Source organism: Virgisporangium aurantiacum, from assembly GCF_016863635.1.
GTDB classification, from domain to species: Bacteria; Actinomycetota; Actinomycetes; order Mycobacteriales; family Micromonosporaceae; genus Virgisporangium; species Virgisporangium aurantiacum.
The window spans coordinates 1-13,709 of record NZ_BOPG01000087.1 but is presented as its reverse complement, the minus strand read 5'-3'; the positions used below and the strand labels follow the sequence as shown (position 1 = coordinate 13,709).

General features: G+C 68.8%; 15 protein-coding genes and 1 pseudogene. 8 read left to right on the top strand and 8 right to left on the bottom strand.

Going from position 1 to position 13,709, the window contains the following annotated elements:
- Nucleotides 1–14: 14 nt before the first annotated feature.
- From Vau01_RS52715 to Vau01_RS52690, 6 genes are all read left to right on the top strand, one after another.
- Entirely contained in the window at nt 15–296 is a 282-nt protein-coding gene (locus Vau01_RS52715) for a hypothetical protein (protein ID WP_204009076.1), read from the top strand.
- Complete coding sequence (locus Vau01_RS52710) at nt 272–736, top strand: AcrVA2 family anti-CRISPR protein (protein ID WP_204009074.1); 465 nt, start codon at nt 272–274, stop codon at nt 734–736. The genes Vau01_RS52715 and Vau01_RS52710 overlap by 25 nt, the downstream gene beginning before the upstream one ends.
- Nucleotides 737–1,086: 350 nt before the next feature.
- Nucleotides 1,087–1,314, top strand: a complete 228-nt coding sequence (locus Vau01_RS52705; RefSeq protein WP_204009072.1) for a hypothetical protein — start codon at nt 1,087–1,089, stop codon at nt 1,312–1,314.
- A gap of 268 nt (nt 1,315–1,582) precedes the next feature.
- Nucleotides 1,583–1,945: a hypothetical protein gene (locus Vau01_RS52700; protein ID WP_204009070.1), complete on the top strand. Its 363-nt coding sequence runs from the start codon at nt 1,583–1,585 to the stop codon at nt 1,943–1,945.
- Nucleotides 1,936–3,099 (top strand): MFS transporter, encoded by a 1,164-nt coding sequence (locus tag Vau01_RS52695; RefSeq protein ID WP_204009068.1) that lies wholly within the window; start codon nt 1,936–1,938, stop codon nt 3,097–3,099. The genes Vau01_RS52700 and Vau01_RS52695 overlap by 10 nt, the downstream gene beginning before the upstream one ends.
- On the top strand, nt 3,096–3,248 hold the full coding sequence (locus Vau01_RS52690; protein ID WP_204009067.1) for a hypothetical protein: 153 nt from the start codon (nt 3,096–3,098) through the stop codon (nt 3,246–3,248). Before Vau01_RS52695 ends, Vau01_RS52690 begins: the two co-directional genes overlap by 4 nt.
- Nucleotides 3,249–3,538: 290 nt before the next feature.
- Here Vau01_RS52690 and Vau01_RS52685 read toward each other — a convergent pair whose 3' ends face one another.
- The 5 genes from Vau01_RS52685 to Vau01_RS52665 form a co-directional block, all read right to left on the bottom strand.
- On the bottom strand, nt 3,539–4,225 hold the full coding sequence (locus Vau01_RS52685; protein ID WP_204009065.1) for a hypothetical protein: 687 nt from the start codon (nt 4,223–4,225) through the stop codon (nt 3,539–3,541).
- 75 nt (nt 4,226–4,300) lie between these two features.
- A complete protein-coding gene (locus Vau01_RS52680; protein WP_204009063.1) occupies nt 4,301–4,456 on the bottom strand; it encodes a hypothetical protein in 156 nt (51 codons plus the stop codon).
- Between the two features lie 102 nt (nt 4,457–4,558).
- The gene (locus Vau01_RS52675) at nt 4,559–4,981 is read right to left on the bottom strand and encodes a S8 family serine peptidase (protein ID WP_204009061.1); all 423 of its coding nucleotides are present in this window, start codon (nt 4,979–4,981) and stop codon (nt 4,559–4,561) included.
- A gap of 122 nt (nt 4,982–5,103) precedes the next feature.
- Entirely contained in the window at nt 5,104–5,439 is a 336-nt protein-coding gene (locus tag Vau01_RS52670) for a GNAT family N-acetyltransferase (RefSeq protein ID WP_373320455.1), read from the bottom strand.
- Nucleotides 5,412–5,711, bottom strand: coding sequence for a hypothetical protein (locus Vau01_RS52665; protein WP_204009060.1), 300 nt, complete (start codon nt 5,709–5,711; stop codon nt 5,412–5,414). The genes Vau01_RS52670 and Vau01_RS52665 overlap by 28 nt, the downstream gene beginning before the upstream one ends.
- Nucleotides 5,712–6,538: 827 nt before the next feature.
- On the opposite strand from Vau01_RS52665, the pseudogene Vau01_RS52660 reads away from it, so the two are divergent.
- Nucleotides 6,539–6,655: pseudogene (locus tag Vau01_RS52660) on the top strand (dihydropteroate synthase); the annotation flags it as partial.
- A 323-nt stretch (nt 6,656–6,978) separates the two neighbouring features.
- On the opposite strand, the gene Vau01_RS52655 reads toward Vau01_RS52660, so the two are convergent.
- Both Vau01_RS52655 and Vau01_RS52650 read right to left on the bottom strand, forming a co-directional pair.
- Nucleotides 6,979–7,263, bottom strand: a complete 285-nt coding sequence (locus Vau01_RS52655) for a hypothetical protein (RefSeq protein WP_373320454.1) — start codon at nt 7,261–7,263, stop codon at nt 6,979–6,981.
- Between the two features lie 811 nt (nt 7,264–8,074).
- On the bottom strand, nt 8,075–8,260 hold the full coding sequence (locus tag Vau01_RS52650) for a hypothetical protein (RefSeq protein ID WP_204009059.1): 186 nt from the start codon (nt 8,258–8,260) through the stop codon (nt 8,075–8,077).
- Between the two features lie 175 nt (nt 8,261–8,435).
- On the opposite strand from Vau01_RS52650, the gene Vau01_RS52645 reads away from it, so the two are divergent.
- Nucleotides 8,436–11,150, top strand: coding sequence for a tetratricopeptide repeat protein (locus tag Vau01_RS52645; RefSeq protein WP_204009058.1), 2,715 nt, complete (start codon nt 8,436–8,438; stop codon nt 11,148–11,150).
- Between the two features lie 416 nt (nt 11,151–11,566).
- Here Vau01_RS52645 and Vau01_RS52640 read toward each other — a convergent pair whose 3' ends face one another.
- Nucleotides 11,567–13,657, bottom strand: coding sequence for a P-loop NTPase fold protein (locus Vau01_RS52640; RefSeq protein WP_204009057.1), 2,091 nt, complete (start codon nt 13,655–13,657; stop codon nt 11,567–11,569).
- Nucleotides 13,658–13,709: the final 52 nt, after the last annotated feature.

The window sequence follows — 13,709 nt, the reverse complement described above, 5'->3', positions numbered from 1 at the left end:
GATAGCGTCACCCGGTGGACGCCCATCAGAAGGCCCTCGCGAAGGCTGCGCACCGCCACGCCCAGCAGATCGAGCAGGACCTCCTCCGCGACTACCCCAGGCTGTGGCGCGAACTCGACGACCTGCGATCCGCCCCACCCGTGACATGGCCAGACTGGTGCCTTCTGCCGATGGGCGCGCCAGCAACAATCATGACCAGCACACGGTTCGGCGACCCAACGCCACCGATTGCCGTCGCGGCAGCGCTGTACGCCTGGCGTTCGCCCGCTCCGTGTGGATCGCCGAACCCGGCCTGACCCACCGCCTCCTCACCCAGGTCCCCGACCCGGTCAGCCTCGGCGACCTCACTGGACTTCCCGAATGGTGCGTCTACCTCATCGCAGCCAACCCGACCGACGGCGACGGCGCCGACATCGACACCGTCGCCGCATCGGCAGGTCTGTGGATCCACCTGGAGCACGACATCAATACCGGACGGCCCGAACTCCGCCTCCTCATCGACCCCGGGGCCGGCATCGGTGACATGACCGCCCTGCCTGTCTACCTCGATCGCGACACCGTCACCGAGGCCCTCACGGACATGGTCGCCACCGCCCGAGCGACCCTCGACAACAGCGGCATCCTCCCCGGTCTCGACGTGCGCGCCGCCGCCCCGACCGCAGAAGCAGCCACCCCTCGCCGACCGGGTCGACGCATACCTCGCCATCGCCCGCTACCTGTGCCGCCCCGAAGCTGACATCGCCGGCGAGGTCCGCGGACTACGACCAACCAAACCGCGACGGCCGGTCTCCGACCGCAGAACCTGGCGCGTCGGCTTCACCAACCGCTGAACACCCGCATGCGGTACGGTTCGGGCCGGTCCGCCCGTGCCAGGGCTGCCGACTCCAGGTTCCAGCCCTCCTCACCAGAGGCTCGCGGTCCCGAAACTGGGGCCTTGTCCTCTGCAAAGGAGGAGGCCCCGCCCGGCCGATGAGCCGGTCCTCCAAGGACGCCGAGGATCTTCCGCACGCAGAGCCGGTTCACCGACAGTGATGCCGCCGGCATCACCACGACGCCCAGCCCCACACCGGCGTACCTTTGCGCACCATGATTCGGCCCGCCATGCAGACCCCCGACGGACGCTGGCGCGTCGACCTCGTCCGCCGACCGGGCACCGACGCCTGGTGGTACCTCATCGTCCACGCCGACGACGACACCACCAACGAAATCGACTGGCTCACCATCGGCCAGGTCCGTCAGGTGCTCGCCGAAGCCGGCGTCGACATCGGCAGGTTGGAAGAGGTTCCTCATCCTCCGTCTGCCGCCGCCGCTTGACCAGCGGTGCGCAGTAGTAGAGCCAGGCATCAGCCGCCTTCGACCGTCGGCGGGTCGGCGGGTCGGCGGCAAATGGCTACCGAACGTCGGGCAGCGGGCGCGTGCCATCCAGCGCCGGTGATGTCCCGACCACCTTGTCACCCGGAGTCACTCGGACGGATGAAATGCGCCAGTCGTGGCTGGTACGTCAGGTGCTACGAACGACATACCCGTGTTCGAGCACCGGGAGGCGCGGCGACCCCGGCTACGGTCAGTTTCCGTGGGACGCATGAGGGCTGATCCGCGTACGGCCTGGAGTTGTCTCCGCCGTCGCGACTCTGTCTTCTCCGAAGACCCGATCTTCGGCATCCTCGCTCGCGGACAGGTCGCCGCGAACGGCTTCTGGGCCAGCGTGGCCGTTCCCGCCTCCCGCGCCGACGCCATGCCATCCGGTGTGATCGGCCCGCACGGGCACCGCCTCGCCGCTGCACCAACCGACTGCCGGCCGGCGGTCGTCTGCGTCGACCTCGCCGACCCGGACCTCGACGTCGCATCGCGCAAGGAAACGCAATGGCGGCGCCTGGCCTACTCCAGCACCGGCTACCCCGCCCTGCGGGTCGACCCACGTGGCACCGACCGGACATGCGGGTAAGCGAAGCCGACGCGGGCTGGCGGCGGGACTGGCGGTGGCTGTGGGCCGCGTACGCGGTCAGCGAGGCCGGCACCGCCGTCGGCGCCGGAGCGCTGCCGCTGCTCGCGGTGCTGGCCCTGAACGCCTCGGCGCTGCAGGTGTCGATGCTGGCGGCGATATCCGGGGTAGCGGCGGCGATCGCGGTGGTGCCGCTCGCGCCGTGGGTGGAACGGCACCGCAAACGCCCGGTGATGATCGCCGCCGATCTGCTGCGGTTGGCCGCCCTCGGCAGCGTCTCGGTCGCCGCCGTTGTTGGGCTGCTCACCTTCGTGCACCTGCTGACCGTCGCGGCGGTACAGACCGCCGCGGCGATGGTCTTCGCCGCCGCGAGCGGCGCGCATATGAAACAGCTCGTCCCACCAACCTGGCGGGCACGGTCGACGAGCCGGTTCGAGACCACCTTCTGGATCGCGACGTTTGCCGGACCGCCACTCGGCGGGCTGCTGCTGACACTGCTCGGCGCCACCGCGACGATCGCCATCGACGCGGTCAGCTTCCTCGCATCCGCGGCCGGCATTCGTCGCCTCCGAACCTCCGAACCACCACCGGCTGCTGCCGTGAATGGCGAATCGGGCACCGGGGTCCGGGGCCGGCTACGTGGCTGGCTGCGCGAGACCAGCGGGGGTTGGAGGTACATCGCAGGCCACGTTGTGCTGCGGCCGTTGTTCGCCAACGCGCTCGTTTTCGGCGGTGCGATCATGGCCGCCGCCCCGCTGACCACGGTACTGATGCTGCGCGAGCTGGGATTTACGCCGTTGCAGTACGGATTCGCCCTCGGCCTGCCCGCCGCCGGCGGCATCGTCGGCTCCCTCGCCGCGCCCCGGCTGCTGCGTCAGTTTCCGCTTGGGAAGGTGCTGCTGGCCGCCGGGGCAGCGCGAGCGGTGTGGTTGGGTCTGATCCCGCTCGCCCCGCCCGGCACCGCCGGCCTGATCGTGATCGTCGCGGCGGACACCATGCTGTTGGCGTGTGCCGGCGCGTTCAATCCGCTGTTCGCCACCTACCGAATGCAGGCCACCGCCGACGCCTACATGACCAGGGTCGCCACCGCCTGGGCGGTCACTTCCAAACCGTGCAGCCGCTGTGCATCATCGCCGGCGGATTCCTCGCCGCCATGACCAGCACCCGCACCGCAATCACCGTCGCCGCCGTCGCGGTCGCTGCCTCGATCCCGCTGCTGCCAAGGCAGGCGATCCATCACCCATCCCGCGACGATCATCATGCCGGCGAGGTCGAGGGGCGCGCCCGTATCACAGAGGGATCGTGAACCACGCGACGCGCGAACGTGCTCGGTGGTTACGGGGACGGGGTTGCGGTGGCCGACTTGATCGTGGCGCCGTTGGAATCCTGTGTCGGCATAGTGATTTCCGCTGGACCGAGCTGCGCGGCACCGTCCGTACGCGTCTCCGCCGGTATCCCGTCGATGCGGCACTAACGGGCCGGACCGCGCTGGACCGCGCTCTCAGCGCTGCGACGGCGCTCATCCCGGAGGCCCCGCGACGGCGAGCATGCCGTACGGCCGCCGGATCAATCACCCAGCGGGCCGGTGGCGGCGTTCTAGCGTGATCGCTGGGGCCATCGCAGGAGCATGCCGGGGCGGTCGGCGTTGAGTGGTTCGAAGCCGAGCCGGCGGTACATGGCGGCGACGGCGCTGTCGCGGGGGTTGGCGAGGATGGCCACCTGACGGGTGTCGGCGTGGCGCTGCAGGTTGCGGACCAGGATCGTCGCTGCGCGTCGATCGGCAGGGTCGGCGGCGAGGTTGCTCGCCTCGATCAGCGTGATGGCGCGTTGGCGGGCCGACAGGCGTGCCGCCTGACGCTGGATCGGGGTGATCGATCGCACGACCGGCGCAACTCCGGCCAGCATCAGGACCGCGATTACCGCCGATTCGGCCTGTCCTACGGTGATCAGCAGATCGCTGAGCCACCGCCAGCCGGCGATCGCGGCCGCGATGGCAGCAACGGTCGCGGCGATCAGCGGCAGACACAGCGCGATCACAACTGCAGGTACGGTCGCGGCGGAGGCGAGGAGGCGTCGCCAGCGGACTCGGTCGGGCGGCTCGCACGCGCTGACCGTGACCAGAGCTGTCTTGCCATGGGCCGCGAGCGCGTTGTCGGCCCGCGCACCAACCAGGGTTGTCATCACTACCGGCCAAGTCGCTGCGCAGGAGACCACCCCGATGAGCGGGAGCCGTACGGCGGGTCCGCCGAGCTGCCGGGTCGCTACCCAGCCCAGAGTGGCCATGTCACGCCAGCGTGGGGCGAGAGCGGGGGGCACCATCCATCCAGGATGACAGATCTGTCGAGGCAGGTGGTCGAGTCAGGTGGCTGACCCGGCGTGTCGTTGCACGAGGGAATTGTCGCCGTTCACCGGGCCGAATCGGTTGGTCAGCCTCAGCGGCACGTGGCCGAGCAGGGTGTCGAGCACGGCGTCGAGCAGGCCGGGCCCGGGGCGGGCAGGAGCTTGTCGCGGCATTGCCGCAGTTCGTCTGCTGACCACCATCGGCGTTCGATCGGCCCGGCCTTCCCGTTGTGGTGGGCTGTTCAGGAGCGGCTGCCGCCGGGCGGGGTTTCCTGGTCAACCGCCGCGACGGTTCGCGGCTGGTTCAGCTCGCGTGGCTGCCTCCCGACGACGCCGCCTGATCCGGCGCCTGATCCGGCGGCGGAGGAACACGGTCAGGAAGATGACTAGGGCGAGCCCGCCGCCCCAGATCACGGTGGCCACCGCGAGCGCGAGGAATGTTGTCGGCCCGCCAGAATGAGGGCTCCTCAAGCTCCGGCGCGGGGACCCCGGTGCCGCTGCCGGCGTCGACGTCACCGGGTCGGGCGCGGTGAGCGCCTTCACCGGATCGACGCCGCCCCAGCCGTACTCGCTGTCGAAACCCGGCGCTCCCTTGTCGGTGGCGGTGGACTTCAGCAGCTCGTGCAGCTGCGGCAGGGTGAGGTTCGGCCGCTTCTGCCGAACGAGCGCCACGATGCCGGCAAGAATCGCTGCCGACACGCTGGTGCCTCGACGGTGGTGTAACCGCCACCCGCCTTCGGGGCCGGAACGGGGCGACGAGCGCCTGCTGAACGGCGTCGATGGCCACCGGCGGCAGCCTAACGGGGCGTTGGTGCGGCGGGCTATCGCGCCGGTCGTGAACGGTCGGGAGCCGCGGCTACCGACCGGTGGAACTCGAAGCATTCCTGCCGCAGCCCGTACTCCTCGACCGGTTCGACCTGGACCGCGCCGACGCGTTTCAACAGGCGTTGGGACCGGACGTTGGCGGTCTGCGTCACGGCAACCAGGAGATCTTCGCTGGTGTAGGCGAAGAACCAGACGCAGATCAGCGACACCGCCTCGCTGCCGAGGCCCTGGCCCCAGTACGCGTGCCGGAGTTGGTAGGACACCTCCCACGGGCCTCGCTTACGGGCCAGGTCACCGCTTCCGATCACGGTTCCCGCCGCGCGATCGGTGATGACGAACTGGCCCCACTCCGGTCGACGGCCAGGCCTCTGTCTTCGGTTGTTCCGGGTGTGGCGCCGGGCGAGTGGCGTAGGGGTGCGTAGCGGTGTTCACCCTGGGTGACGCCGATCCAGGCCAGGGCTGTGGCGGTGATGCGTTTGCGGTCGCTCCAGTCGAGGATTGCCGCCGGGACCGTGCCGTTCGCCGAGGTCAGATCCCGCCTGGCTCCATGGCTTTGTTGGGGGATCGGCTGAGCCGACCAGGACGCGATGGTTGTCTTCTCCAACCGGCCCGCTGTAGCCGGATCGCGTGAGTCCGTCCAATTATCGGTGGTAGGCGACTCATCGACGCCCAGTGCAACCCGGTTGACGGGATCGAAACGTCAACCACCGGACGATGCGGTGGAGCGCAGACGCTGCAGACCCAAAAGCTGCGAAAGGGCGGCGGCGAAATTCGCCGCCGCCCGACTTCGACATGCCAGACGTTACTGGCCGAGATAGACGATCAGCAGATGAGCTACGTCCGCGAACGCGTGGAGTGTTTCAGCCGAGGCTGTCACGACGGCCGCGACGGCGCCAGTGATGATCATCCGTCGTTCGAAACTGGACGACCTTGTCTGTCCCGGTTCGGAACCTTGTTGCACGTCGGCACGGTTTCGTGGATCCACCCACTGCCGTCGCCTCAGCCAACCTCGTATACTGGTCATGGTGATACCGCCTCCCCAAAGAGTGCGTATTGCCTGGGTGGTCTTCAGTTAGTGGCTGAAGGCCACCCGCCATTTTGGAATTCGGAAGCTTTCTTATGTGGCCACTCCAATGGCGCCTCCAATTTTCCAGCATTCGCTTCACTATTCGCAGGACAGGTTCCTGTGGGCAGTAGCCAATACTTCGACGCCCAGCCCCGACGGCCATACCAAGGCCCCCTTACTGGCGCATGTGTTTTGCCCAGTTTCACCCTCCGAATAGAGGTCTCGAACAGAGCGTACGTTGCTCTTGTCCTTTCGAACAAGGTGACGACATCGTCACCGCCAGCCTGGCACGACCGTTTTGTCCAGCGTACCGCCGCGCGGTCGAGTCAATGATCAACACGGCCGGGAAGGGTAACGTTCGTACCGTGACCGACCCGCTGACCGCCGCGTCACCAGTCGTCGTCGGTGTCCTCAACGTAACTCCCGACAGCTTCTCGGATGGCGGCCGTTATGCAGGTATACAAGCAGCCGTTCCTCACGGTTCGGACCGCGCTGCTTGTTGAACGCCGCGAATCGATGTTGAGCAGGGGCGGCGAGGCGGCGGGTGCTTCGGCGCGCAAGCCGCCACGCATTCATCCTGAGCGCGATCCCGCAGGCCACCGCCACGCGGCAGGGACCGGCGTCCTGGTCGTGCAGAGTCACACGAGCTCGTTCCGAACGCGGATGTGGCTTTGCCGGGCGTGGTTCGCTCTGCGGTCAGGCAATGGCGTGCTGGTATGAGTGGGCCGTAGCGCGTCCGGGCCACTGCACCGGCAGGGTGTACCCAGGTGGTTCGAGGTAGACCAGCCGTGCCCGGTAGATGTGGTCATCGATGCGCAGCCGCATCGCCGGCCTTCTTGAAGACCACGTCGATCAGGGACCCTCCGACGAAGAACAGGGTCGCCGCACCGGCGATGAACGCGAGCCCGATGATGGCGATCGCGGAGCTGGTGAGCACCCGCGACACTTCGCCCTTGCTCGCGCGAGCGATGAAGATGACGCCCAGCACCACCAACAGGATCGGTGCGATTTTGCTGGCGAAGAACGAGAGGATCCCGTTGGTGTCGACCTCGCCGCGGTGAAAGTCTGGTGTCGCCGGGCCATCGGCCAGTCCGCCGCTCGAAATAACGCTGTCAGCCAAGTGGCTACTGACCGTGCTTGTCTGCAGCGCGGGTTCGTCCGCGACAATCCGAACCCGTGCCAACCCCGGGTCCTATTCTTCCCGGACCGGCCGTGGCGGTTACTTCGAGATTGAATGACTGCTTCGAAATGCCGATGTTGGGAAGAGAAGGTCGGCTAATGACCTGACGCACCGCCTTTGAGCCTCACTGGCGATCACGGCCTCCATTTGTTCTTAAGCGCATCCAATTCATCTAGGTCAAAGACCTCCGTCTTATTCCGCCAACCTCCCAAGAATTCGTCGAAGTTTCCGGATATGCCAAGCTTCCGCTCAACTTACCCAGCTTCAGACCTATCTCACCTGCTGCCGCTTTCCACCCGGCCACCGATGAACCGGCCACCGAGGCAGTGCCGGACCCCACGCCGGATTCCCTGCCGATCCCGTAGCCGGGCCGCCGAGCAGTAGCCGACCTTCAGCGTTCGGATCAAAAGGGCGGCTGGTCGCCCCCGACGGGGGGAGAGCGGCGACCGGCCGACCTGCTCCACGCGACCGTTCCGTCGAGGTCCCGCCCGTGCGCAGGGATGAAGAACCGAGCCGCCAACCACCGTGAACGACTTCCGCCAACTAACGCGGACGCTCACAGTCGGTGTGACTGCAGCCTCTAGTTGGCCACTCTGAGCTCGTCAGCCAGCCGCGCGTTGCGGATCTGCAGGGGTTAGCTGGCCAAAGTTGCAAGCGTTACTTGGCCTAAGTGTTGAAGTCCGAGGTCGTGTGCACGGATGTCCGAACTCCTCGGCACTGCTCACTCGGGCGGGGTAGTGGGGCGGCGCAGCAGGATGGTGAGGACAGCCCGAGCGTCGCGGCGCCGCCGCGGGGTCCGGGCAAGCAGCGCGGTCAGAGCGGCAGTGGCGACGGTGGCCGTGTAGAGCACGGTTCCGATCCCGGCGGCGAGTGCTCCGTCGTGGATCAGCGCGGATAAGGCGGACATCGAGGACTCCCGGGCGCTAGGTGGTGGTTGCTGCCCGTCAGTTCTCGGATGTCCGGTGGGGGTCCGCCGAGACCGGCTTCGGCTACCGTGTGCCCGTGGCGAGCTCACCACAGGTGACAAAGGGTCCGGTCCGGTCCGGATCCGGATACCACCCGGACCGCACCGGCGGCACGCGGTGACTGGCGTTCCGGCAACCGCCGCCGAACGGCTGCTCACCGAACTGGCAGAGTTGCGGCACGCGGCCGGTGAGCCGTCGTACACGACGCTGGTACGCCAAGCCGCCGCGCAGCAGCCGCCGTTGGCGATCACCGCGCAGCGGCTGAGTGACTGGTTCGGGCGCAAGGCGGTGCCTGCCCATCCGGCCGTCGTCCGGTTCCTGGTCGAATATCTCCAGCCCCGAGCGGTCCGCACCGACCGTTACCAATCGCGTCCGGTGGCGTGGTGGCTGGACCTCCACCAGGAGGCGGTCCGGCAGCGTCAGGCCGGCGCCAACGAGCGGCGCCATCCTGCGGACGCGCCGTCGCACCGGCTTGGCCGGCCAATCGACCAGTGTGACCCCCTGGCGTTGGAGGTGCACCCAGCGATCCAGGTGCCCGGCACCGGCACGGTGCCGGACTTGTTGCCCGGGTATCTGCCGCGATCACACGACGCCAGGCTGCGTGAGGTCGTCGACCATATGCTCGACGGCGGGCTGTCGCGGTTGGTGACGTTGGTGGGTGGGTCGTCGACGGGCAAGACCCGGGCCTGTTGGGAGCTGGTCCGGTATCTGGATGGGCGGCAGCCGAGGCGGTGGTGGGTGTGGCATCCGTTCGATCCGACCCACCCGCAGGCCGCGTTGGCCGACCTCGACCGGGTCGGGCCGTACACGGTGGTGTGGCTGAACGAGGCCCAGCACTACCTGATGCCCACCGACGAGGGGTTGGGTGAGCGGATCGCCGCCGGTCTACGCACCCTGGTGACCGATCCGGGTCGGGGGCCGGTGCTGCTGTTGGCCACGGCGTGGCCGCAGTACTGGTCGACGTTGACCACCCGCCCGGCGGCAGACGCACCGGATCCATATGCGCAGGCCCGGGACCTGCTGGCGGCTGGCACTGCGATCACCGTGCCGGACGCGTTCACCCCCGCCGAGCTGGCCGGGCTGGACGCGGAGGCCGATCCACGGGTGGACCTGGCCGCCGCCCACGCCGAGGCCGGCCGGATCACCCAGTACCTGGCCGGCGCACCTGCGTTGGAAGACCGCTACCGCAACGCCCCACCCGCGGCCCGGGCGATCATCCAGGCGGCGATGGACGCCCGCCGCCTCGGCCACCCGCTCGCGTTGCCGCATGCCCTGCTGGAACAGGCCGCGCCCGGCTACCTCGACGACCACGACTGGGACACCCTCGGCGAGGACTGGCTGGAACAGGCCCTGGCCTACACCGCGACCCCATGCAAGGGCGCACGCGGTCCGCTGACCCGCATCCGCGCCCGCCCCGATGACCCACCCCGCCAGGACGGGCAGCCGTGCTACCGGCTGGCCGACTACCTCGAACAACTCGGCCGCACCGAACGCGCCGGCATCTACCCACCCGACAGCCTGTGGCACAGGTTCGCGACCACGATCACCGACCCCAACCTGCTCCGACACCTCGGTCAGCAGGCCGAACACCGGGGCCGCTACCAGCACGCCATCTGGCTGTACACCCCGGCCGCCAGCCGCGGCGACTTCGACGCGTTGTTCACCCTGGGCGCCATGCGGGAACGGGCGGGTGACATCGCTGGCGCCGAGGTGCTGTACACGCAGGCCGCCGAATGTGGCAGCGTCGGCGCGCTATGGGCGCTGGCCCAGTTGCGGAAGGAGACCGGGGATGCGGCTGGTATCGAGGCGTTGTATATGCGGGCCGCCGACCGCGGCAAACTCGGCGGGCTACAAGGGTTGGCCCAGCTACGGGAGAAGGCCGGGGATACCGCTGCTGCGGACGCGCTGTACCTCCAGGCCGCCGACCGCGGCCACGCCGTCGCGCTGCGGGGGCTGGTCCAGCTACGGGAGAAGGCCGGGGACCGTGCCAGCGCTGAAGCACTGGCGGTCCAGGCAGCCCATCAGGGCGACGCGATCCCGCTGGGGGACCTGGCCTGGCTGCGGGAGGAAGCGGGCGACATCGCAGCTGCCGAAGCGCTGTACCTCCAGGCCGCCGACCGCGGCCACGCCAGCGCACTGTCGAGTCTGGTCGAGCTGCGGGAGAAGGCCGGGGACCGTGCCAGCGCTGAAGCACTGGCGGTCCAGGCTGCCGACCAGGGCGACGCCATCCCGCTGTGGTGGCTGGCTTGGCTGCGCAAGAAGGCCGGGGACCTCGCTAGTGCCGAGGCGCTGTACGTCCAGGCCGCCGACCGCGGCCACGCCGGCGCACTGTGGAGGCTGGCCCAGTTGCGGAGGGAGACCGGGGACCTCGCTAGTGCCGAGGCGTTGTACGTCCAGGCCGCCGACTGCGGCGAAGTCGGCTGGCTGTGGGGGCTGGTCGAACTGCGGGCGGAGGCCGGGGATCATGCCGGCGCCGAAGCGATTGCGGTCCAGGCCGGCAGCCGTGGCGACGCGAGCGCACTACGGGCCTTGGCCGAACTGCGACTGCAGGCCGGAGATCAGGCTGGCGCCGAGGCCCTCGCAGTCCAGGCTGCAAGCTGTGGCGACGCCCACACGCTGCTGAAGCTGGCCTGGCTGCGGAAGGAGGCCGGCAACCTCGCCCACGCCGAGGCGCTGTACCTACAGGCTGCCGACCGCGGCGAACTCGGCGCAGTACTCGAACTGTCCAACCTGCGGGCGCTGGCCGACGATGCCGTTGGCGCTGACGGCTTGCGAAGGTTCGGACTCACGGGGTCAGGCAAGATCGCAACTCGGTTGGATTTCGGTCCGTAGATCGTGGCGGGTCAGGTTGAGGTACACCTCATCACCACGTGGAGCGATCGACGCACGCACCAGCCGCTGCTCGGCCGGTGGCCAACTAACTCCTGTATTGGCCAACTAAGCCTGGCAGTCACAGTCGGTGTGACTTTGCGCGTTAGTCGGCGAGGGTTTGCGTGTTAGTTGGCGGAGATCCTGTGGTCGTCGATGGCTGCGGCGAGGACCTGGATGTGCGGGTGAGGGCAGCCCGGAAGTCCAGGTAGCGCTGACTGGGCTTGCCGTTGCGGAGGTGTCACCATACGCGGTCGATGGCCAGGCCGCGGTCGTCGGTGCTTTCCCCTGGGGCGGCGCCGGGTGAGTGGCGCTGGGGTGCGTAGCTCGGCCGCAGACCGGTGAGACGTGCCACGCCAGCCGGCGAGAAGAGAGCGGGACTATCCCAGCTGGCCGTAGAGGTCGGTGACGTGGGATCCGTCATAGTCGTGGAGTAGACGGCGCAGCGCGGTGCTGGTGCTGGCGTCGTTGAGTGGTTGGCCGAGCCTGGCGATGGTGCGGTTCCAGGCGAGGTCGTCGTGGACGGCTGCGGCGAGGGCATCGAGGCCACGCGTGCGCGGGGTGTGCGGGTCGGTGTATGGGGCGCGGAGGAGGCGCTGTTGGGCGGGCCAGCGGGTGAGGAGTTCGGCCACGACGACGAGTTGCTGGGCGCGTCGGACGGCGTCGTCTCCGGTGAGCGGGGCGTTTTCCTGTAGGAGGCGTACCGCGAACTGCCAGATGGTCATGAGCCGTTTGGCTTCACGCACCGATCGATCCGGTTGGTCGGCCAGCCGCTCGCGGAGTCGTTCCCGGACGACGGGGTGACGTTCGAGTCGCCATGCCATCTGGGTGTCTGTCACGGACATGGTGGAGGCGATCATCCTGCTTGCGGCCGGTTCTGGGCCCTGTGTTGGTGGCGGGGTGAAGCTCGGCGCCGGGTCATGGACCGTGCGTGCGTTGGAGGGTTGGGTCAGGGTGGTGGGGGTTGGCGGGATGGTTGGGGAGCTGCGCGGATCGGGGTGGTCGAGTGCGGTGGTGGGTCCGAGCGTGTCGGTCAGGAGCCGGTCCAGGCCGGTATCGGGGACGCTGGGAAGTGTGACGGGGAGCTGGATGAGTTTGCGCAAGAAGGTCCAGCCTGGGCTGGGATCGCCGGGGTGGCGGGTGGTGGGGGTGCCGAGCAGGTCGGTGTAGGTGCGATCAATGTGGGCGGCTACGACAGCGGGGTCGAGTCCGAGGACGAACCTGGCCCGGGGGAACGACTCGGATAGGAACAGGTTGATTGCTTCAAGGACCTGTGCGGTGGTTGAGGGCGCGCACCGGTCGAGGTCGTCGACGAACACGACGAGTTCACCGTCGGCGTGTTCCAGATCTTGCAGCAGTGCTTTGACGCTGTGCTGAACGAGATACAGGTAGCCCGAGCGGGCGTGGAAGTACGGATCATGGAGCGCGGCGTCGCGGGTCGCGTCGGTTTGGGCCAGGGCGCCGCTGACGACCGGTCCGCTGAACAGGTCACCGGGCAGGAACGACGAGGCCCGGGCGAATACATACCGGCCGGCGGTGTGGGCCAGCCCCAGCAGGAGCAGCAGGGCAGGGACCGCTGCGGCGAGGAGCCCGGACGGCACCGGCCAGCCAAACAGCTTCTCGTCGGAGGGTTTGATTGCGACCTGGGCGATCAGCGGGGCCAGCACGGCGAACGCGGAGACGACGAGCAGCGGGGACCGGATCCGCTTCCACAGCTGCTGGTGGACCTTGCGTCGGTCAAGCCGGCCGAGGTTGCGCACGAACCAGTACCGCTCGGCGGCATCGCAGTCGCCGAGCAGGGCGCCCCCGACAGCGTCGATTACCTGCCGGGTCAGCCCGGCCCATACCTGGTCAGCGGACTGATGAGCCCACGGGTTGAACCACACACCCACGATGCGTCCGGCCAGGCCGCCCGCCGGGATCGGCAGTACCGCATCGGTGTGGGGACGGACGGCGGTCAGCATGCGAGCGGCGGCGCCGACCGTCAACCGTCGGGCCTGCCACCGTGCTGACAGCCACGCCCTTGCGGTGCCGACGGTCAACCGTCGGGCCTGCCACCGTGCTGACAGCCACGCCCTTGCGGTGCGCACCCGGCCGGAGTGTCCGGGCGCTGCACGCCGAACCGGTTTCAGGTCGGTCGTTCCCGAGGTACGGCCGGCCGTGGGGCACAATGCGGCGTGCAGCAGCCCCATCACCGAGGTTTTCCCAGAGCCCCAGGGACCTTCGATAGAGACGACAGTCGGCCCCTCATCCCGAACTCCGCGATCCCCGCCGCCGCGCATCAGCCCGGCAAGCACTTCCACCAATCGCTCGCGCCCCAGCAGGTCCTGCTGTGCCCGACGATCGGAGAAGCCGCGGATCCCGACGCCGTGCCGAAAATCTAGGCCCCATAGCCGCATCGTCCCGTCGGCGCCGGCGGAGGCGAGCAGGGTACGTCCGTCCGGGCCGGGCACCGCCGCCAACGCCCGCACCAGGGCGGTGTGGCCGGTGAGTGGCGCACCGACCGCGGCGCCGGTGACCGGG